The organism is Streptomyces sp. NPDC046862 (genome assembly GCF_040704615.1).
Taxonomy (GTDB): Bacteria; Actinomycetota; Actinomycetes; order Streptomycetales; family Streptomycetaceae; genus Streptomyces.
Genome location: NZ_JBEYXP010000024.1, coordinates 152,654 through 173,474 on the forward strand (window position 1 = coordinate 152,654; position 20,821 = coordinate 173,474).

The window sequence follows — 20,821 nt, forward strand, 5'->3', positions numbered from 1 at the left end:
GGCTTGTGCGAGTGGAGCGGCGCGTGCCGGTTACGCCAGGCCGCGCAGGTAGTCGTCCAGGAACCGGGAGAAGGCCTCCGCCATGTCCACCGACTTGGGTGACAGCAACCACTGGACCTGCAGGCCGTCCACCACGGCGATGATCACGGTGGCGGCCTGCACCAGGTCCACGTCCGCGCGGATCTGCCCCTCGTCCCGGGCGACGCGCAGATAACCCGACACCCGCTCCCGCAACTCGGCGTAACGGGCCGTGAAGTACGGCTGCGCGGGGTGGTCCGCGCTCACGGACTCTCCCGACAGCACCGTGTACAGCTGCACCAGGCCCGCCTGCCGGGCGTTGAGCTCCACCATGTCCACCAGTCGGCGCAGCGCGGCGAGCCCCACCTCCTGCCCGAAGCGCTGGTTGAAGGCGTAGTTCTCCTCGTCCCGCAGCCGCAGCACCTCGGCGAGCAGGTCGTCCTTGGAACGGAAGTGGTGCAGCAGCCCCGCCTGGCTGAGCCCGACGGCCTCCGCTATCTCCCGCATCGAGGTCGCCCGGAAGCCCTGATCGGCGAAGGCCTGAAGGGCGGTGCGCAGGATCTCCTCGCGTCGCGCCTGCCCCTTGGCATATCGGCCGGAGCCCTTCCCCTTGCCGGCGGCACGGTCGCCGCCCGTCTGTACTGGCTGATCAGGACGCATGGCGGCAACGATAGCCAGACCGACGTCCCGGGCCTTGACGTCACGGCGAGCGCCGCCTACTTTCGGCCATCCATATGTGACATCGCACATAGGGAGACGGGTGAAACTCGAACACGTCCTGCTGCGGCTGCTGGCGGCACGCCCGTACAGCGGTTACGACCTGCGTAAATGGCTGTCCGCCGAGGGCCAGTTCGTCAGCTCCCGGATTCACCACAGCCAGGTCTACCGGGCCCTGGCCCGCATGCAGGACAGCGGCTGGGTCGCCTTCCGGGTGGACCCCCGCGAACACCGCCCGGACGCGAAGGTCTACCGGCTGACCGACACCGGACGCGCGGCGCTGCTGGAGTGGATCCGCTCGCCCTACGAACCCACCAGCCGCTTCGCCGACCCCGACTTCACCAACCGCTTCCTGGCCACCGTGTCCCTCGACCGGCGGGCGGCGATCCGTCTGGTGAACACCGAACTGGACTACCGCGGACAGCAGATCAGGCGGAACCGCCACCGGAACCGCACCATCGTCTTCGACGACCCGGTTCCCGGGCTGGACCCCGTACGCCATCAGGCGGGCGCCGATCTGGTCCACCGGTGGGGCGCCGACTCCGTGGACCGGTGGGTCGCCTGGCTGGAGGACGTGCGGCGGTGGCTGGAGGACGACGATCCCGCTCCGGAGGCCTTCGAGAACCCGGGCGACCCTGAGGACCCGAACACCCCCGAGGAGCAGGCATGAAAGCCATCATGGTGATGTTCGACAGTCTCAACCGGCGCATGCTGCCGCCCTACGGGGCCGACTGGACGCACGCCCCGAACTTCGCCCGGCTCGCCGAGCGCACGGCCGTCTTCGACAACGCCTACGCGGGGTCGATGCCCTGCATGCCCGCCCGGCGGGAGCTGCACACCGGCCGCTACAACTTCCTGCACCGCTCCTGGGGGCCGCTGGAGCCGTTCGACGACTCCGTGCCGGAGATCCTGGGCCGCCACGGCGTGTACACCCACCTCGCCAGCGACCATCCGCACTACTGGGAGGACGGCGGCGCCACCTACCACACGCGTTACGCCACCTGGGAGTTCCTGCGCGGTCAGGAGGGCGACCCGTGGAAGGGCCAGGTCGCCGACCCCAAGATCCCGGACGACCTCAAAGAGGTGCGCCGCCCCACCTATCGCCAGGACTGGGTCAACCGGCAGTACATGACCACCGAGGAGGAGCACCCGCAGACCCTCACCTTCGACGCCGGGATCGAGTTCATCCGCACCAACGCCGCCGCCGACCGATGGTTCGTACAGGTGGAGACGTTCGACCCGCACGAGCCCTTCTTCTCCCACCAGCGATTCAAGGACCTCTATCCGCACGACCACGACGGCCCGCACTTCGACTGGCCCGACTACAAGCGAGTGGCCGAGACCGCGGACGAGGCCGCGCACGCGCGCTACGAGTACGCGGCCCTGCTGTCGATGTGCGACCACTCGCTGGGCCGGGTGCTGGACCTGATGGACGAGCTGGACCTGTGGTCGGACACCATGCTCGTCGTCAACACCGACCACGGCCTGCTGCTGGGCGAGAAGAGCTGGTGGGGCAAGGGCGTGCTGCCCTGGTACAACGAGCTGGTCCACCTGCCGCTGTTCGTCTGGGACCCGCGCGTGGGCACCGCCGGGGAACACCGCGCCTCCCTCGTCCAGACCATCGACCTCGGCCCCACCCTGCTGGAGTACTTCGGTGTGCCCCTGTCCGAGGACATGCAGGGCAGGCCACTGCGCGGTGTCCTCGCCGACGACACGCCCGTCCGCGAGGCGGGCCTGTTCGGCATGTTCGGGGGCCACGTCAATGTCACCGACGGCCGCCACGTCTACATGCGCGCCTGCACGGACGACAGCAACGCCCCGTTGTACGACCACACCCTGATGCCGACCAGAATGCGCGGCATGTTCACCCCCACCGAGCTGGCCGGCGCCACGCTCGCCGAGCCCTTCGCCTTCACCAAGGGCGTGCGCACCCTCCGCGTCCCGGGCCGGGCGATGATCAACCCGGGCGCCTACGGCACGCTCCTGTTCGATCTCGCCGCCGACCCCGAACAGACCGCGCCTCTCGTCGACGACGAGGTGGAACGACGCATGGCCGGGCTGCTGGTCGAGCTTCTGCGCGCCAACGACGCCCCGGACGACCAGTACGAGCGCCTCGGTCTGCCCCGGCACGGTCCGGTGACCGATGAGCACCTGCTCGTGCGCGCCCAGCGCGAGCGGGCCCAAGCCGCGCTGCGCCCGTTGCCCCCGGTCGAGGACTTTCCCGACAGCCGACTGTCCGTGCGCACCCCGGTGCATGTCCTGACCGCCGACCCCGCCGCCACCGACATCCTGAACCGCCACATCCCTGGAGTCACCGACTCGGAGAACCTGCAGTTCATGGCCACGATCTCCCTGATGGGCCTGGCCGCACTCCCGGTCGCACGCATCACGGTCGACCAACTGCGTTCCATCGCCGTCGAGTTGGCCGCGCTGGACGCCTCAGGGACGTGACGCGCGACCCATCGAAACATTTCGGGCTGCACACCGAATGCTGCGAGAGGTATTGACGCGCCCTCAGGGGCTCCTATCATCCAAAACGTTCGGCAGGACAGTGGGCGTTCGACATACGGAACGCCGACCCCACCAGTGCGCACAAGGCTCCGACCAAGCCCCGCAACTTTCGCACCGTCGCACCGTCCGCACCCGGCAAGGCCCAAAGCCCGCAAGCCCCCACGCGCGCCAACGCGCCGATCCGTGAATGACATGGACAGGACAGGTCATCCCCTGGCCCGTGAGCCGCGCCACCGCTCGTCCCACCCGCCCTCAACCGTTCGAGGAGAAGCATGAACCCTCGCGAACTCAAGAGAACCGGCCGGCGCCGGGCCCGCCTCTTAGGCCTGCTGGTCGCCTCCGCCCTGCTGGCCACCGGCACGGCCGCCACCACACAGGCGGCCTCCGCCGCGCCCGCCGCCCCGAAGGCGAGCACCCTCGGCGCCCAAGCGGCCCAGTCCGGGCGGTACTTCGGGACGGCCGTGGCAGCCGGAAAGCTCGGCGACGGGACGTACACCGGGATCCTCGACCGCGAGTTCAACATGGTCACGCCGGAGAACGAGCTGAAGTGGGACGCCACGGAACGCTCCCGCGGCTCGTTCACCTTCGGACCCGCCGACCAGATCGTCAACCGCGCCCTCGGACGCGGCCAGCGCGTGCGCGGCCACACGCTCGTGTGGCACTCCCAACTGCCCAGCTGGGTCAGCTCCATCACCGACGCGGGCACGCTGCGCAGCGTGATGAACAACCACATCACGACGCTCATGTCCCGCTACCGGGGCAAGATCTACGCCTGGGACGTGGTCAACGAGGCGTTCGCCGACGGCGGCAGCGGCCAGCACCGCGGCTCGGTCTTCCAGAACGTGCTGGGCAACGGCTTCATCGAGGAGGCCTTCCGGGCGGCACGCTCCGCCGATCCCGCGGCCAAGCTCTGTTACAACGACTACAACATCGAGAACTGGAGCGACGCCAAGACCCAGGGCGTCTACCGCATGGTGCGCGACTTCAAGGCGCGCGGTGTGCCCATCGACTGCGTCGGCTTCCAGGCCCACTTCGGCAGCGGCGGCCCACCGGCGAGCTTCCAGACCACGCTCTCCAACTTCGCAGCCCTCGGCGTCGACGTCCAGATCACCGAACTGGACATCGCGCAGGCTCCGGCAGCGGCCTACACCAACAGTGTGCGGGCGTGCATGAACGTCGCGCGCTGCAACGGCATCACCGTGTGGGGCATCCGGGACAGCGACTCCTGGCGCGTCGGGCAGAACCCGCTGCTGTTCGACAACAGCGGCAACAAGAAGCCCGCCTACCAGGCCGCACTGACGGCCATGGGCGGCACGGCGGTGACCCGCGCGGCATCGGCACCGGCACCGGCACCGGCACCGGCATCGGCATCGGCATCGGCATCGGCATCGGCATCGGCATCGGCATCGGCTCCGGGGGCGACCGCCGCCCTCCCCTCCTCCTTCCGCTGGAGTTCCAGCGGCTCACTGATCGCCCCGAAGCCGGACGCGACCCACAACATCGCGGGGATCAAGGACCCGACGGTCGTCTACCACAACGGCAAGTGGCACGTCTTCGCCAGCACGGCGAGCGCCTCCGGATACAACCTGGTGTACCTGAGCTTCTCCGACTGGTCCCAGGCGGGTTCTGCCACGCACCACTACCTGGACCGCACCGCCATCGGCTCCGGCTACCGGGCCGCGCCGCAGGTGTTCTACTACGCGCCGCAGCGCCTGTGGTACCTCGTCTACCAGACGGGCAACGCCTCGTACTCCACCAACCCCGACATCAGCAACCCCAACGGGTGGAGCGCACCACGCAACTTCTACTCGTCGATGCCGGACATCATCAGGCAGAACATCGGCAACGGCTACTGGGTCGACATGTGGGTGATCTGCGACAGCGCCAACTGCTACCTGTTCTCGTCCGACGACAACGGGCACCTCTACCGCTCCCAGACGACCGTCGGCCAGTTCCCGAACGGCTTCACCAACACGGTCATCGCGATGCAGGACTCCAACAAGTACGCCCTGTTCGAAGCGAGCAACGTGTACAAGGTGCAGGGCAGCAACCAGTACTTGTTACTCGTGGAGGCCATAGGGTCGGACGGGCGGCGCTACTTCCGGTCCTGGACCGCCGGCAGTCTCGCCGGCTCGTGGACGCCTCTGGCCGCGTCCGAGAGCAATCCCTTCGCGCGGGCGAGCAACGTCACCTTCCCCGCGGGCGCCTGGACCCGGGACATCAGCCACGGTGAGATGGTCCGCGCGGGCAACGACCAGACGCTGACGGTCGACCCGTGCCGGATTCAGTACGTGTACCAGGGCCTGAACCCGAACGCGAGCGGCGACTACAACAGTCTGCCGTGGCGGCTCGGCCTGCTCACCCAGACCAACTCCGCCTGCTGACACGGGCGCACGGCGGGGTGAGCCGACTCGTGGGTCACCCCGCCCCGGTTCATCGTGCGGTCGCCGCATCCCACATCAAGGGCGTGTCGTCGAAGACCACGGCGATCCTGAACATGGTTCCGGACGTGATGGACGTGATCGCCTTCGGCAGTCTCACGCTGCCCTTCTGGGCCTGGTCGAAGGTGGCCGGGCCCAGATCCACGACCTTCCCGGCGGAGGTGAGCACGTACACCTGGGCGGTCGTGTTCGCGTGCGGGGTCGCCCCCGCCGGGTCGGGCAGCGCGGCGTCCAGCCGCAGAGTCGTGTCCCGGCCGACGCGTTGCGCCGCGATCAGCCCCGGCGCGTGCCTGTCCCGCGTCAGGTCCTCCGGCGCGGGAGGCTGCTGGACGAGCCGCCACTCCTGCGAGCCGTCGTCGACCGTGTTCTGCAGGGTCAGCGCAGCTCCCCGCGAGGCACCGGTCAGGTACAGGCCGGTGTTCCTGACCGCCTGGAACCTGTAGTAGCCGTCGGCGGTCCTGACCATGTTCCAGCTGCCCGTGGGGCTGTCGTCGACCCACTGCCCGATCCTCTGGCCGGCCGTGGCGTTGCCCGTCCAGATGGCCGCCGCCCGGCCCCCCGACTTGTTCAGCAGGGTCACACCGCCGCCCGGCTCGTTCACCACGTGCCAGTACTGGGTGTCCTTGTCCCCCGCCGCGCCGGCGTTCTCCAGGACGACGTCCGGCGCGTCCGCGTTGCCGATGTTCGCGTCGTTGCTCTTGCCGCCGGTGCCGATGACCTGGCCGGTCCTGCGGTTGACGAGCTGGTGGTAGGCGCCGTCCGAACGGCCGAGATCGACCTCGGCGAAGCGAATCGTCGACGTGCCCTGGTTGTTGAGGATCGAGATACGCCCGGTGCCCTGAACGTACTGCAGGTTGCGGCTGTAGCCGGCGCGTGAGGTGGTCTGGTACTCCTTCCACACGCCGTCGCTGCGCCCGCTGTCGTTGACCCAGACGTTGCCGCTTCCGGCGGCGTTGTAGACCAGGCGCCCGTCGGGCAGCCTGATGACGACCGGGCTGCCGCCGGTGGCGAGGGGACGGGAGCCGGCGTCGACCTTGAGCGCGGTGATGGCGTTGCCGGTCGAGCCCTGGAAGAACTTCAGCGGGTCGTCGGCGATCACGTACTTGACGTTGGCGCCGCCGCCCCAGTCCTCGTAGGTGAGCAGCCACTTGCCGTCCGTCGTCGGCACGACGTTCGTCATGCCGGGCCGTCCGCCGCCGATCTCCGTCTTGCCGCCGCCCATGTCCTGGGTCCGGCCGGCGACGTCCACGACGGCGTCGCTCCACTGGGCGCTGCGGCCGTCCCAGGTCCGGTGGGCGAGGATCTGGCCGTGGGAGTCCGTGGCCGTGTCGTTGGCCGGGTCACGCGCGGGCACGCCGGTGACCGGATCGAAGCCTGTGAAGTCGTTCTCGTCCGAGTAGTAGCAGACGAGCTTGCCCTGGTGGGCCATCAGGTACGGCTCCCAGACGGGATCGACCTGCTTGTCCTTGTTCGCGCCGGAGACGTTCTGGCCGATCGCGCCCGCGCTGCCGCCCTGCCAGCCACCGGTCGTCACGACGTTGACGACCTTCCACGTGCGGCCGTCGTCCGTGCTGGAGTACAGGGCGATCGCCAGGTCGCTGCGGTCCCCGTCGTTGGACGGCGTCCAGTTCGGGTCGGCCGCCTTGTGCTCCTTGTAGTAGTGGTCGTCGCCGGACACCACACTCGCGAGCAGCAGCGTGCCCTTCCTCAGCCTTCCGACGTCCTGCGGGAGCACGTAGAGGTACGGGTTCGTCCAGTTGCTCGTGTACTTGGCGTACTTGGGGTCGCTGGAGAGGTACGCCGGTGCCTTGACGTCGGACAGCGGCTGCCACGAGGTACCGAAGTCGTCGCTCTTGTAGACGGGCAGGGTCTCGCCGTCGGCGCTGCCCGACTTCGGTACGACGGTGGCCTTCTCGAACGACGCGACCAGGCGCCCGCTCGGCAACTGGGCCGACTTCGGGTAGACCGCGCAGTTGCCCCGCCCCTTCAGGCACGGCTCGTTGCCGAGCTGGTACAGGATCCCGCCCGTCGGGTTGTACGCCTGCGCGCCCGCGGCGGGTACCACGAGCAGGGCGGAGGCCGCCGCAAAGGTACCCAGCGCCCTGCGTGTCCTACTTCTTCTCACGGGCCCTCCCTGAGGTGATCGCAGTCGGTCGGCTGCGCCGCTCCTGATGTGACTGCGCTGTCATGACAGCGCAGACATATCTACGCAGTCGAACAGGACCCGTCAAGACCTCACACCGGATCGCTTCGGTCGCGGCTCTGGCGGGTCTGCCGGAAGGTGCCGGGGGTGACGCCGGTGTGGCGGGTGAGGAACTTGCCGAAGTCGGTGGGTTCGGGGAAGCCGAGGCGGCGGGCGATGGTGGCCACCGGTTCGTCGGTGTGGGCGAGCAGCCGCCTGGCCTCCAGGCGACGCGGCCGTCGATGACGTGCTTGACGGGCTGTCCGGTGGCGGCCGCGCAGGCACGGGTGAGTGTCTTGACGGTGTGTCCGAGGCGGTGGGCGTAGTCGGCGGCGCGACGGGGGGTGGCGTAGGAGCGTTCCAACTCGGCGCGGAAGCGGGCGTAGACGTCCCCGCCGGCGTGCGGGTCGCCGCCGCCCTCCGGGTGGGGCAGCCGGTCGATCTGCAACAGCACGGTGGCCAGGAGGAGTTGGAGGGTCTCCGCCGACACGGTCCGCTCCGGCCGGTCGTACTCGGCCCGCAACTGGCCCAGCAGGGTGGACAGCACGGCGCACCCGGCGCTCGCGCCCAGTTACACCTCCTGGCCGACGGCGGCCTCGGCGAACTGGTTCGTGTCGAAGAGCTGGTTGATGTGACCGCCGAGTTCGGACCAGTGACGGCCCGAGAGTTCGGCGGCGGCGCGGGCCTCGCCGTCGGCACACACGGCGATGAGCTGGTCGTGGTGCTCGATGGTGTTGCGGCCACCGAGGAGAGTGGAGAACTTGCGGTAGAGGATGCGGTGGATCTGCGGGTGGAGCTGCTCGACGATCCGGCTGAGCACGGGGTTGTCGGCGGCCTCGATGGGGACGCCGTGGAAGCGGTCGTCCGCGGCGAGTGCGGCCGTGGTGTCGTTGGCGGCGACGGCCCGTTCGAAGTCACGGTTGGCCTCGCGCATGCGTTCAAGATCCTGCTCCGTCATGACCGGCACAGCGGTCTCTATGGCGAGCTGGTCGAGGGAGCGCAGGACGGCGAGGGTCTTTTCGACGTCGCGGCGGTTGAGGGTGGTGATGCGGGTGTAGACGCCGGGCTTGGCCTCCACCAGGCCGATGTCGGCGAGCCGGGCGAGCGCCTCGCGCACCGGGGTGCGGCTGAGGCCGAGGCGCTCGGCGAGCTCACCGTCCTTGACCTTCTCGCCGGGGACGAGTTCCCCACGCACGATGGAGTCGCGCAGACGGTGGAACACCTCGTCACTGAGGAGGCGGCGAGACACAGGGCGGTCAAGTGACATATTGCGTACAGTACATCGCTCCTCACCCGCCCCGCCCGGTTGTGCCTTCCGTCGCGGCCCTGCGGACCAGGGCCTGGGCCAGCACGAGCGCCGGGTCGATGAGGGGGACGGCCACGGCGTCCACGGGAAGCCCGAGCGGGATCTCGGTACAGCCGGCGATCACCGCCTGCGCACCCTGCTCGGTCAGGCGCTGTGCGGCGCGGGCCAGCAGCATGGTCGTCGCGTCGTCGTGGGCGCCGGCTTTCACCGCTCGGATGGCGGTCATGACCTCGCGGTCCTGGCCGGCGCCGTCGGGCAGGACGAGGCGGATCCCGAAGCGGTCCAGCCACTCCTGGTAGAGGCCCGCGCGAACAGTGCCGGTGGTGGCGAGCAACCCGACGGTGTGGATGCGCGGGCTCAGCGTGGTCAGGTGTCGGGCGACTTCACCGATCATGTGGACGATGGGCAGGCCGACGTGGTCGGCGATGCGAGGGACGAAGGCGTGTGCGGTGTTGCACGGGATGGCGATGACAGTGGCGCCGGCCTCGCGCAGGAGGCGGCTGCCGTCCAGGAGCCAGGGGGTGGGATCGGGCCCGTCTCCCAGCAGGGCCTCGGTGCGGTCGGGGATGGTGGGGTCGGACCAGATGACTGTCCTGAGGTGGTCCTGGTCGCTGGAGCCGGGGGTGGTCGAGACGAGCTTGGCGTAGAAGTCGGCGGTGGCCGCCGGGCCCATGCCACCCAGGACGCCGATGACCTCGCCGGTGCGGGCGGGGCTGCTCACCGCACGGTCTCCTTCTGGGTTTCCTGCTGTGGGGCCGCGGCCTTTCCCTTCTGCGGGGCCGTGGCCTCGGGCGCGGTCGGCGCGTGGGAGGCGTCGCGGCCGGCGCGCTTGGCTTCACGCCGGTTCTCGGAACTGTCGACGACGGCGGCCGCGAGGGAGTTGCCGATGACGTTCACACCGGTGCGGGCCATGTCGACGATGAAGTCGACGCCGAGGAGCAGGGCGATGCCCTCGGCGGGCAGTCCGATGGAGTTCCCGGCCGCGATGAGGACGACGATGGAGGCGGAGGCGACGCCCGCCATGCCCTTGGAGAGGATCACCAGCACGCCGACCATGAGGAGCAGGGCGGGCAGGGAGGTGTCGGCGCCGTAGGCGTTGGCGAGGAAGACCAGGGCCGCCGCCTGGTAGAGGACGGAGCCGTCGGTGTTGAAGGAGTAGCCGAGGGGGACGACGAACGAGGTCGTCGACCGGCTGACGCCGAACACCTCCAGCTTGCCCATCAGCGGAGCCAGCACCGACTCGGAGCTGCGGGTGACGAAGGCGATCCCGGCCAGCCCGGCGATCGACTTCAGCAACTCGACGTAGCGGATGCGGTAGATCGCGGCGATGGCCGGGAAGAGCACGCCGACGACGATGGCCAGGCCCGCGTAGACCACCGCGATGAAGCCCAGCAGGCTGCGCAGATTCCCGAAACCGTAGTGGGCGACGTCGTAGGAGATGAAGCCGAGCACGCCGAGTGGCGCGACCCGGATGACGTATCCGACGACCTTGAACATCACCGCGGCGACGGACTCCAGCACGGAGGCGAAGGGCTCGGACTTCTCCCCGATCGCGGCCATGGCGACGCCCACGAGGAGGGCGAAGACGATCGCGCCGAGCAGGTTGCCCTCGCCGAAGGCCGCGAAGATGTTCCTCGGCACGGCGTGCAGGATCAGCTCGTGGAAGTCGATGCCCTGGCTCAGCCCGTCCAGGTCCTTGGCATCGGCCCCGTGGACGGGGGCGCCCTTGCCGATGCCCGTGAACTTGGCCAGGCCGACCGCGATCAGCAGGATGACGGTGGTGACGAGCTCGAAGTAGAGGATCGCCTTGCCGGCGATCCTGCCGACCTTCTTGACCGACTCCATGCGGGCGATGCCCAGCACGATGAGCGGGAAGACCAGGGGCAGGACGACGACCTGCACGAGGTTCAGGAACACCTCCCCGAGGATCTTCATCTGCTCGCCCGCGGACGGGGCGAGGGATCCGATGAGGGCTCCGAGGCCGACGGCGATGATCGACTGGATTCCGATCGGCGTCTTCAGACATCGCCGCCAGAACCCGGAAGGCCGGCTCGGTGGGGTGTCTGTGCTGGTGGGGCGGGTGTGAGCGGCGCTCATGAAGCTCCTCCCATATGCAATATATTGCGTTCTGCGTGTTGGGCGGTAACACTGAGCCCTGGGGCGGCTGCCTGTCAAGGGGTCCCCCGCACGCATCGCCGCTTACGTCCGCCGACCACGACAAGGAGCATCAGATGGCGCAGGCCACCCGCATGGAGCACGACCTGGTAGGAGACAAGGAGGTCCCCGCCCACGCGTACTACGGCGTGCACACCGTGCGGGCCGTGGAGAATTTCGCGATCACCGGGTCGGCCATCGCCCAGTTCCCCGACCTGATCACGTCGCTGGCCGCGGTCAAGCAGGCGGCCGCGCAGGCCAACCGCGACCTGGGCCTGCTGGCGCCGGACATCGCCGAAGCGATCATCGGCGCGTGCGAGGAGATCCGCGCCGGACGGCTTACCGACCAGTTCGTCGTCGACCCCGTCCAGGGCGGCGCGGGCACCTCCACCAACATGAACGCCAACGAGGTCGTCGCCAACCGGGCCCTGGAGATCCTCGGCCACCCGCGCGGCCTCTACGACGTGATCCACCCACTCGACCACGTCAACCTCGGCCAGAGCACCAACGACGTCTACCCCACCGCCGTCCGCCTGGCCCTGGTCACCTCACTGCGCAGGCTCGACGATTCCATGAAGGTGCTGGCCGATGCCTTCGGCGCGAAGGCGCGGGAATTCAGCGACGTCCTCAAGATGGGCCGCACCCAGCTCCAGGACGCCGTCCCCATGACGCTGGGCCAGGAGTTCACCACCTACGCCGTCATGATCGAGGAAGACCGCCGGCGCCTGAACGAGGCCGCCGCCCTGCTGCTGGAGTCCAACCTCGGCGGCACCGCGATCGGCACCGGCATCAACGGCCACCCGCGCTACGCCGCACTCGCCTGCGCCCACCTCGCCGAGATCAGCGGCGAACCCGTCCGTCCCGCGGCCGACTTCATCGAGGCCACCCAGGACTGCGGCGCCTTCGTCCAGCTCTCCGGCGTCCTCAAGCGCGTCGCCGTCAAACTCTCCAAGACCTGCAACGACCTGCGTCTGACCTCGTCCGGCCCCACCGCCGGACTCGCCGAGATCAATCTGCCGCCGGTACAGGCGGGTTCATCGATCATGCCCGGCAAGGTCAACCCGGTGATCCCCGAAGTCGTCAACCAGGTCGCCTTCGAGGTCATCGGAAACGACCTGACCGTCACCCTGGCCGCCGAAGCCGGACAGCTCCAGCTCAACGCCTTCGAACCCGTCATCGCCTACAGCCTGCTGCGCTCCCTGACCCATCTGCGCGCGGCCTGCGACACCCTGGCCACCCGCTGCGTCCCCGGCATCACCGCCAACCGCGCACACCTCCACGACACCGTCCACCGCTCCGTCGGCCTGGTGACCGCGCTCACCCCGCACATCGGCTACGCCGCCGGCACCGCCCTCGCCCGCCAAGCCCTCGCCACGGGCCGCACCATCAAGGACCTCGCCACCGAAGCCGGCCTGCTCACCGCCGACCAACTGGACACGATCCTGCGGCCCGAGAACCTCACTCGACCCTCGCCACAGCCCTCGGTGGCGGCGGCTCCCTGAACGGAGCCGGCGCCCGGGTGGGCCTGGCCATCGCCTCGCGCGGGGTCCCAGGCCGAAGCCCTGTCGGTCTACCAGGAGACGAGCCAGGTCCTCTCCGACGACCTCGGTGTGGCTCCGGGCCCTGACCTCGTGGCCGTCCACGCGTCCATCCTGGCCGGTGATCACGGACTTCGCCTGTCCCGAGCCCCGGCACGCCGGTCCCTTCACCTCGCGCCGGCGGCGACCGTCACGACCGGGCACCGGGCACCGGGCACCGGGCACCGGTCATGCCCCGTATGCTCCCCCGCGACATCCCGGAGTTCACCCGACGCGAGAGCGAGCGGGCCGACCTGCACAACTGGATCGGCAATGCCGTCGGTTACACGGCCGACAGCCTCCCTCGCCCCCTTGGTGTGCGTCATCGCCGGCATGCCGGGCGTCGGGAAGACCCGCCTGGCGGTGCGTACCGCGCACGAGATCACCCAGCGGCAGCTCCACGACGAGGTCCAGCTCTTCGCCGACCTGCACGGCGTCTCCTCCGGGGGCGAGCCGCGCGACTCGGCCCTCGTCCTGGACGGATTCCTGCGCATGCTGGGTGTCGTGGCGGAGGAGATCCCCGACAGCGTGGAAGACCGGGCGTCGATGTACCGGGACCGGTGGCACGGGCGGCCGTCACTTGTGGTCCCGGACGACGCCGCGGGGGCGGGACATGTCCTGCCCCCGCTCCCGGCGAGCCCTGCCTCGCTCGTTCTGATCACCAGCCGTAGGAGCACGTTCGACCTGGATGGTGCCAAGGTGTTGCCACTCGCCCCTTTCACCACTCAGGAGTCGGTGACACTCCTCAAACGCGTGACAGGCGAACGCGTGGCGGCCGAGCGGGCGAACGCCGAACTGATCGCGGACCTGTGCGGCGGATTGCCCCTCGCGGTGGGGCCGGCGGCCATGCGCCTTCGAAACCGCCCGCTGTGGCGACCCACCGATCTCGTGGACCGGCTGACGCCCACCGCCGCCCGACTCGGACAACTGGCCCTGGGAGGACGGGCGGTTCGAGCGGAGTTCGACGCGTCGTACAACAGACTGCCGCCCTCTCAGCAGCGCATGCTGCGGCTTCTGGCCGAAGCTCCCACCCCGGGGTTCGAGCCCGATGCCGTCGCCGTCGCCGTCGCCTCAGGCGTCGCCCCTCATCAAGCGGAAGAGCTCCTCGAGCGACTGCTCGACGAGTGCCTCGTACAACCGACCTCGTCCCACCGGTACCGGCTGCACGAGCTGATGAGGGTGTACGCCGAGAACGCCGGAGCAACTTGAAGCGACGACCGGCTCTACCGCGAGGGACGGATCGAACTGGAGGTCGTTCCGCAGGGCACGCCGGACGTCGGCCCACACCGCTTCTGGCAGGTGTGACGGCGTGTGCTGTCGTGGGGTCACTTCCAGGTGGCCAGGTATTCGTTGATCTTCTCGCGCATGAACACGGAGGACTCCTTCGCCTTCTCCTCCCAGGCGAACACGCAGGCGGTGAGGGTGCCGTCGAAGCCGTTCGCGCGCAGTTCGCGGAAGAGTTCGTCGAAGTCGACCTCGCCCTCGCCCATGTTCAGGTGCTGGTGGATCCGGGCGGCCGTGCCGGGCGGGTTGAGGATGTAGCGATTGCCGGAGGACGCGGTGTGGTCGAGGGCGTCGGCGAGATGGATGTGGGTGAGCAGGTCGCCCGCGTGCTTGATGATGCCGGGGGCGTCGTCGCCGATGTGGAAGGTGTGCGGGGCGCAGTAGAGGAAGCTGACGTTGGGGTGGTTGATGCCCCGGATGAAGTTGACCGCTCCGTAACCGTCCTCGATGAAGTCGTCGGGGTGTGGCTCCAGGGCGAGCTTGATGCCCTCGCGCTCGAACAGCGGCAGCAGTTCGTCCATCGACTTCCAGAACTGGGCCTCGCTGCGGTCGGCTTCCTCCGGCCGCCCGTTGAACTCGGAGATCATGCTGGTGACTCCGAGGTCCGCGGCGATCTGGATGGCACGCTTCCAGTACCGTACGGCGGCCTGCCGGGCGTCCTCGTCCGGCCCGGACCAGCGGAACAGCGGCAGGACGGAGGAGATACCGACACCGGCGGCCTCCAGGGACTTGCGGAACTTCGCGACAGTGGCGTCGTCGACGCGCGGGTGGCGGAAGAAGGGGATGAAGTCCTCGCGCGGCGACAGCTCGATCCACTCGTAGCCCAACTCGGCAACCACGGTCGGCAGTTCGAGCAGCGGGACATGGCGGATCATGTACGGATCGAGGGCGATCTTCATGGTGGTCATTGCTCCTTGGCGTTCATGGACTCCGGCGGCCCGGTTGAGGGCCCTCTGAGGCCTCTATGTGGAGGCGGACGTCGCTTCCCTGGGACGAGGTGTTCCGCTGGAGGCGCTCGTGCCGCCGTCGACGGGGATCACGGCTCCCGTGATGTATCCGGCGTCGGGCCCGGCGAGGAACAGCACGCCGCGCGCGATGTCCTCGGGCTGGGCCACCCGGTCGAGCGCGACTCTGTCGAGGAGCCGCCGGGCGAACACGTTCGTGCAGAACCTCTCCCTCGACCTCGACCTCGGCGTCGAAGGGGTCGATGCGGCTGGGCTCGCTCGTGCCGGCGTTGGCGACGACGACGTCGAGGCGACCGAAGCGCTCGGCGATCGCGGCCACCGCGCGCTCGAGGGCGTCGGAGTCCGTCACATCGGTGGCCAGTATCAGGATGCGCTCGGCGTCGAAGCCGGCCACGGTTTCCTGTAGCGGATCCCGGCTGCGGCCGAGGACCACCACGCTCGCTCCCTGTTCCAGGAACGCGCGCGCGGTCGCCCGGCCGATGCCGGTGCCTGCCCCCGTGACAAGCACGACCTGGCCCTCGTAGGGGTGGCTTGCCCAGGCGATCACGACTGCAGCGACTCCCGCAGTGCCGCGTCGGCCGCCTTGAGCACCTCCGCGGCCACGGCGACGCCCTCGACGGGGCCGAGCTCGGTGTCCTCGTGCTCGATGTTGACGAGCATGTCCGGATCGACCTCGTGCAGGGCGCGCAGGAACTCGGTCCAGTAGGCGACGTCGTGGCCCTTGCCGAGCGCGACGAAGTCCCACGCGGACTCCTTGGGCCACTCGTTGGCCCACTCGTCGCCGCCGAGGTTGGTGCGCGGCTCGTCGGGCGACAGGCGTCGGAAGCTGTTGTCGAGGACGCCGTAGAGGGCGGCGTGCTCGCGGTTGACGCGTACGTCCTTGGCGGCGGCGTGGAAGACGAGCTCGCCGAGGTGGCGGACGACCGCGACCGGGTCCATCTGCTGCCAGAAGAGGTGGGAGGCGTCCAGCTCCACGCCCACGTGGGTCGCGCCGGTGAGGTCGATGAGCTTGTGCACGTCGGCGGAGTTGAACACGAGGTTCTGCGGGTGGAGTTCGAGGGCGACCTTGACGTCGTGGTCACGGGCGAGCCGGTCGGTCTCGCGCCAGAAGTCCGCGGCGATCGTCCACTGGTGGTCGAGCACGTCCAGGGCGGCCGAGTTCCAGGCGTTGACGATCCAGTTGGGGCGGGTCGCGCCCGGCTCGCCGCCGGGCAGGCCGGACATGGTCACGAGGCGGTGCTGTCCGAGTCGTTCGGCCAGGCGGATGGAGCGGCGGACGTCCTCGGCGTGCTTCTCCCCGATCGCCGGATTCGGGTGCAGCGGGTTGCCGTTGGCGTTGAGGCCGGCGATGGAGACGCCGGTGCCCTCGAAGAGGCCGAGGAAGTCGTCGCGGGCGGTGTCGCTGACGAGGATGTCGTCGAAGGTCGGTAGGTGCACCGCCGGCAGGAAGCCGCCGGTGTTGATCTCCAGGCCGGTCAGCCCCAGATCGGCGACGACCTTGATCGCCTCGGGGAGCGGCCGGTCGTGCAGGATCGCGTTGTAGAGACCCAGCTTCATCGTGTCTTCCTCAGTCCTTCTCGGGGGTGACGGTCGGGGCGGCCGTGCGGGATCGCGCCCCGGGGCGTGGGCCTCGGCTCACTGCACGGTGACGGCCTTGCCGCCGGCGTCGGCCGAGGCGACGATCGCGTCGATGACACGCAGGTTGTGCAGCCCGTCGGCGAGGGTCGGGCAGGGCGGCAGCCGGTCCAGGCCCGCGATCTGCTCCAGGAAGGCGCGGGCCTGCCAGACGAAGAACTCGTGCTGGCCGTGGCCGACACTCGGGAAGTCCATCGGCAGACCACCGGCGATGTAGGGGTGGCCGGGGCCGACCACGACCCGCCGATAGCCGTCCACGGGATCGGCGGCCGCGTCGTCCGTGATGGTGAACTCCGCCGGACGCGACAGCTCGAAGGTCGCCGCGCCCCCCTCGGTGAACACCTCGAAGCCGAGCGAGTTGGCAAGGCCCCGGGCGATACGCGAGACGGAGAAGGTGCCGACCGCGCCGGAGACGAACGTCGCGGTGAACGTGGCGATGTCGTCGTTCTCGACGGGCTCGCGCTCCTCGCTCACCCGCACACCCGCCGAGTGGCCCACGGCGGTGCCCAGTGGCACCGGCCGCGTCGAGACCTGGGTGGACAGCACGGCGCCCTGCACGCTCCGCACCGGACCGCAGAAGTATTCGCCCAGGTCGATGAGGTGGCTGCCGATGTCGGACAGTGCGCCCGAGCCGGGGCCGCCCCGGTAGCGCCAGCTGATGGGGGCGTCCGGGTCGTGCCCGTAGTCGCACCAGTAGTGCCCGTTGAAGTGCTGGACCGGCCCCAGCGAGCCGTCGAGCACCTGCTGTCGTACGGCGTTGATGGAGGGGGAACGGCGGAAGGTGAAGCCGGTCGCGGCCACCAGGCCGGTCCCCTCGGCCGCCGCCACCATGGCCTGCGCGTCGGCCACCGAAGGCGCCAGCGGCTTCTCGCACAGCACGTGCTTGCCCGCCGCCAGCAGGGCCTCGACGATCTCACGGTGCAGATGGTTGGCGACCACGACGCTGACCGCGTCGATGTCGTCCGCCTCGACGATCGCCCACCAGTCGGTCTCGGCCCGCTCGAAGCCGTACCGGCGAGCCGCATCCCGGGCAAACGGCTCATGGGCGTCGGCCACGGCGACCAGACGTACGTCGGGCAGCCCCTCCCCGTACAGGGTCGCGGCCTGCCGGTAGCCGTTGAGATGGGCTCGGCCCGCCATTCCGGCCCCGATGACCGCCACCCCGATCGGCCTTGTGCTCATGACGATTCCTCTCCGGCGCGCCACTGCGCCGTGGCTAGGGGACGTTGGGCCGAGAGTCATGGCGTCCCGGTTCTGCCGCGAGACAGCCGGCCAAGACCTCGCTTAAAGCGCTTTAAGTGCTGGTACTATCAGCGGCGCCACAGGAAGATGTCAAGGGTGTTGCCGCAAATCCACGGGAGGCCGTGTGGACGAGTTCGGTTCCGCTGCCCCCATGGGGGCCAACGGGGCGACCTCGCGCCCCCGCCTCGAGGATGTCGCCGCGCGCGTCGGCCTGTCCACGGCATCGGTGTCACTGGTGCTGCGCGGCGTGCCGGGCCCCAGCGAGCGCACCCGGCAGCGCGTCCTGAAGGCCGCCGCCGACCTCGGCTACCGCCCCGACCGCACCGCCAGCGCCCTGGCCAGCAAGCGGAGCCGGCTACTCGGTGTGATGATCGACGTCCACAGCGCCTTCCAGGCCGAGCTGGTCGAGCATCTGCACACGGCGGCGGAGGAGGTCGGCTACGACCTCGTCCTGAGCACCCAGACGCGCACCCGCGACGAGAGCACCGCCGTCGAGACGCTCCTGGCTTTTCGCTGCGAGGCACTGATCCTGCTCGGTCCGGTGGCCCCCACCTCCGTCCTCGCCGACCTCGACCGCCAGGCACCCGTCGTCTCGCTGGGCCGCCGGATCACCGGCGCCGGCCTCGACGTCGTACGCAGCGCCGACGACGACGGTGTCGGACAGATCGTCGACCATCTGGTGGGCCTTGGGCACCGCGCGATCGTCTACGTCGACGGCGGCAAGGGCGTCATCGCCACCGACCGTCGCCGCGGCTACCGGGCCGCCATGCGCCGTCACGGTCTCGACGGGCAGATCAGGATCCTCCACGGGGACCTCACCGAGGAGGCCGGCGACAAGGTCGGTCGGCAACTGCTCGACGGTGATCTGCCGACCGCCGTCGTGACGTTCAACGACCGCAGCGCCATCGGCATGCTCACCGCCCTGCGGGGAGCCGGGGTCGAGGTGCCCGGCGATGTCTCCGTCGTCGGCTATGACGACGACACCCTGTCCCGGCTGGCCTGCTTCGATCTGACCACGGTCAGCCAGGAGGCCGAGGAACAGGCCCGTCAAGCCGTCCTGGCCGTCGTCGAGCGCCTCGACCAGGGCCGCACCACGCCCCGCGAGATCGTCCTCGCCCCCTCCCTCGTCGTTCGCGGAACCACCGCGCCACCCCGCTGATCCTGCCGAACCGCTCCGCGCCGGGGGTTCACGGTGCGCCTCGCCCGGCGGCATGGCGCAGTAGCGCCGACGGGAATTACGTGGCCCATGCAGCTTTCATGGACTGATAACGGAATGGTGTGCATTCCGTGCGTAGCGTCTTGACACCTTTCAGAAACACAAGCATGCTCTGGCCACCCCTTAAAGCGATTTAAAAGATCGCGGGAGCCGTTATGCAACACTGAGTCCGGCGTGGCCGTGATCGGTGCCGGGACACCCCCGCGAAGAGCCCTTCCACCCATCGCCGACATCTCTCCGTCTCCCTTCAGCGAAATACCTGGTTTCTCGATGCTGCCGGTCTTCCCCGCGCATTCGTGCGGCCCGGTTCGCGCACACCACCACACTCCGAGACTCGCCCGGCCCCGCACACGCACCCGCCCGGCATCACACGAAGGAGCACCCGAGCACATGGAACGCACACAGACCCGGCGGCTCTCCGGCCGTCGTCTCTCCAGAAGGGGCCTGACCGCGGTGAGCCTGCTCGCCCTGGCGGCCACCGCGCTGACCGGGTGCGCCAGCGGCAAGGCCACCGGCGGCGACGCGGGCAAGGAGACAGCCACGTCCGACGGGGGTACGTCCACCGCGAAGACCGGCAAGGTCTCCATCGTCGTCATCGGCGGCAAGTCCGACGACCCGTTCTTCTCCACGGTCAAGCGCGGCGTCGAGGACGCGACGAAGCTGGTCAGGGCCGGCGGCGGAAAGGTCACCTACCTCGGCCCGGCGAACTACGACAACCTCGGCCCGGACGTCGCCAAGCTGACGCAGACCGCGATATCGCAGAACCCGTCGGCGATCCTGGTGCCGGACTGGGTGCCCGAGAACCAGGATTCCGCGATCAAGCAGGCCATCGCCAAGGGCATCACGGTGTTCATCTACAACTCCGGCGGCATCGACGCGGCCAAGAAGGTCGGCGCCGTGAAGTACATCGGGTCGGACGACTACGAGGCGGGCAAGGCGGGCGGCGCCAAGTTCGCCGAAGAGGGCGCCAAGAAGATCCTGTGCGTCAACACCGTGCCCGGCTCCGCCAACCAGGAGGCCCGCTGCAAGGGCATCAAGGACGGAGCCGCAAGCGGGGGCTCCACCTCCAAACAACTCCCGCTGCCCTCCTCCAACTTCGGCAACCCGTCCGCCGTCACGCAGGCGATCAAGGGGGCGCTGCTCAAGGACAGCAGCATCGACGCCGTCGTGACGATCGGCGTCGGGGACGCCGACAGCGCCGCCGCAGCCATCAAGCAGGCGAAGGCCGGTGACAAGGTCAAGCTGGGCACCTTCGACCTCTCGGAGAGCCAGCTCAACCGGATCAAGAACGGCCAGCAGATGTTCGCCATCGACCAGCAGCCGTACCTGCAGGGCTTCTACGTCGTGTCGATGGCCAACCAGTACCTCTCCTACGGTGTGCTCCCGCCGCAGAACCCGATCCTGACCGGCCCGCTGCTGGTCACCAAGGACAACGTCGACAAGGCGATCGCCGGAGCCAAGGCCGGCGTTCGCTGATCCCCGAGGAGTGGGGGGGCGCGCCCCCCGGCCCCCCCCCCCACCCCGTCCGTCAGCTGAGCGTGACCTGCCGGTTGGTCAGTCCGCCGCGGGCCCG

Annotated in this window: 15 protein-coding genes and 4 pseudogenes; 8 read left to right on the forward strand and 11 right to left on the reverse strand. The window is 69.5% G+C overall.

Annotation, left to right across the window (positions count from 1 at the left end; translation table 11 throughout):
- Positions 1–30: 30 nt before the first annotated feature.
- Complete coding sequence (locus AB0959_RS26340) at positions 31–678, reverse strand: TetR/AcrR family transcriptional regulator (RefSeq protein WP_366829024.1); 648 nt, start codon at positions 676–678, stop codon at positions 31–33.
- Positions 679–778: 100 nt separating this feature from the next.
- Between AB0959_RS26340 and AB0959_RS26345 the strand changes: the two genes are divergently transcribed.
- The 3 genes from AB0959_RS26345 to AB0959_RS26355 all read left to right on the forward strand — a co-directional run bounded on the left by AB0959_RS26345 (position 779) and on the right by AB0959_RS26355 (position 5,630).
- Positions 779–1,405, forward strand: a complete 627-nt coding sequence (locus tag AB0959_RS26345) for a PadR family transcriptional regulator (protein ID WP_366829025.1) — start codon at positions 779–781, stop codon at positions 1,403–1,405.
- Positions 1,402–3,186, forward strand: a complete 1,785-nt coding sequence (locus tag AB0959_RS26350) for a sulfatase (protein ID WP_366829026.1) — start codon at positions 1,402–1,404, stop codon at positions 3,184–3,186. The genes AB0959_RS26345 and AB0959_RS26350 overlap by 4 nt, the downstream gene beginning before the upstream one ends.
- Before the next feature lie 332 nt (positions 3,187–3,518).
- Positions 3,519–5,630 carry a non-reducing end alpha-L-arabinofuranosidase family hydrolase gene (locus tag AB0959_RS26355; protein WP_366829027.1) on the forward strand — a complete coding sequence of 704 codons (2,112 nt, stop codon included), beginning with the start codon at positions 3,519–3,521 and terminating at the stop codon, positions 5,628–5,630.
- A gap of 382 nt (positions 5,631–6,012) precedes the next feature.
- Here AB0959_RS26355 and AB0959_RS26360 read toward each other — a convergent pair.
- The 5 genes and pseudogenes from AB0959_RS26360 to AB0959_RS26380 form a co-directional block, all read right to left on the reverse strand.
- Positions 6,013–7,812, reverse strand: a pseudogene (locus AB0959_RS26360) (RICIN domain-containing protein); the annotation flags it as partial.
- Between the two features lie 110 nt (positions 7,813–7,922).
- A pseudogene (locus AB0959_RS26365) lies at positions 7,923–8,419 on the reverse strand (AraC family transcriptional regulator); the annotation flags it as partial.
- A gap of 21 nt (positions 8,420–8,440) precedes the next feature.
- On the reverse strand, positions 8,441–9,136 hold the full coding sequence (locus AB0959_RS26370; RefSeq protein ID WP_366829028.1) for a GntR family transcriptional regulator: 696 nt from the start codon (positions 9,134–9,136) through the stop codon (positions 8,441–8,443).
- Between the two features lie 22 nt (positions 9,137–9,158).
- Entirely contained in the window at positions 9,159–9,896 is a 738-nt protein-coding gene (locus AB0959_RS26375) for an amino acid racemase (protein ID WP_366829029.1), read from the reverse strand.
- Positions 9,893–11,272 carry a dicarboxylate/amino acid:cation symporter gene (locus AB0959_RS26380; protein WP_366829030.1) on the reverse strand — a complete coding sequence of 460 codons (1,380 nt, stop codon included), beginning with the start codon at positions 11,270–11,272 and terminating at the stop codon, positions 9,893–9,895. Before AB0959_RS26380 ends, AB0959_RS26375 begins: the two co-directional genes overlap by 4 nt.
- A 134-nt stretch (positions 11,273–11,406) precedes the next feature.
- On the opposite strand from AB0959_RS26380, the gene aspA reads away from it, so the two are divergent.
- The 3 genes and pseudogenes from aspA to AB0959_RS26395 all read left to right on the forward strand — a co-directional run bounded on the left by aspA (position 11,407) and on the right by AB0959_RS26395 (position 14,115).
- Complete coding sequence (aspA, locus tag AB0959_RS26385) at positions 11,407–12,831, forward strand: aspartate ammonia-lyase (RefSeq protein WP_366829031.1); 1,425 nt, start codon at positions 11,407–11,409, stop codon at positions 12,829–12,831.
- 48 nt (positions 12,832–12,879) lie between these two features.
- Positions 12,880–12,972, forward strand: a pseudogene (locus AB0959_RS26390) (BTAD domain-containing putative transcriptional regulator); the annotation flags it as partial.
- Positions 12,973–13,179: 207 nt separating this feature from the next.
- The gene (locus AB0959_RS26395; RefSeq protein WP_366829032.1) at positions 13,180–14,115 is read left to right on the forward strand and encodes a hypothetical protein; all 936 of its coding nucleotides are present in this window, start codon (positions 13,180–13,182) and stop codon (positions 14,113–14,115) included.
- 116 nt (positions 14,116–14,231) lie between these two features.
- Here AB0959_RS26395 and AB0959_RS26400 read toward each other — a convergent pair whose 3' ends face one another.
- From AB0959_RS26400 to AB0959_RS26420, 5 genes and pseudogenes are all read right to left on the reverse strand, one after another.
- Positions 14,232–15,089, reverse strand: coding sequence for a sugar phosphate isomerase/epimerase (locus AB0959_RS26400; RefSeq protein ID WP_366829044.1), 858 nt, complete (start codon positions 15,087–15,089; stop codon positions 14,232–14,234).
- A gap of 63 nt (positions 15,090–15,152) precedes the next feature.
- On the reverse strand, positions 15,153–15,347 hold the full coding sequence (locus AB0959_RS26405) for an SDR family oxidoreductase (protein WP_366829033.1): 195 nt from the start codon (positions 15,345–15,347) through the stop codon (positions 15,153–15,155).
- Between the two features lie 97 nt (positions 15,348–15,444).
- Positions 15,445–15,702, reverse strand: a pseudogene (locus tag AB0959_RS26410) (SDR family NAD(P)-dependent oxidoreductase); the annotation flags it as partial.
- Entirely contained in the window at positions 15,699–16,712 is a 1,014-nt protein-coding gene (locus AB0959_RS26415; RefSeq protein WP_366829034.1) for a sugar phosphate isomerase/epimerase, read from the reverse strand. The pseudogene AB0959_RS26410 and the gene AB0959_RS26415, both read right to left, overlap by 4 nt.
- Positions 16,713–16,790: 78 nt before the next feature.
- Complete coding sequence (locus tag AB0959_RS26420; protein WP_366829035.1) at positions 16,791–17,972, reverse strand: Gfo/Idh/MocA family oxidoreductase; 1,182 nt, start codon at positions 17,970–17,972, stop codon at positions 16,791–16,793.
- Between the two features lie 211 nt (positions 17,973–18,183).
- On the opposite strand from AB0959_RS26420, the gene AB0959_RS26425 reads away from it, so the two are divergent.
- Positions 18,184–19,191 (forward strand): LacI family DNA-binding transcriptional regulator, encoded by a 1,008-nt coding sequence (locus AB0959_RS26425; RefSeq protein ID WP_366829045.1) that lies wholly within the window; start codon positions 18,184–18,186, stop codon positions 19,189–19,191.
- 447 nt (positions 19,192–19,638) lie between these two features.
- Positions 19,639–20,724, forward strand: coding sequence for a sugar ABC transporter substrate-binding protein (locus AB0959_RS26430; protein ID WP_366829036.1), 1,086 nt, complete (start codon positions 19,639–19,641; stop codon positions 20,722–20,724).
- The last annotated feature ends 97 nt before the right edge of the window (positions 20,725–20,821 follow it).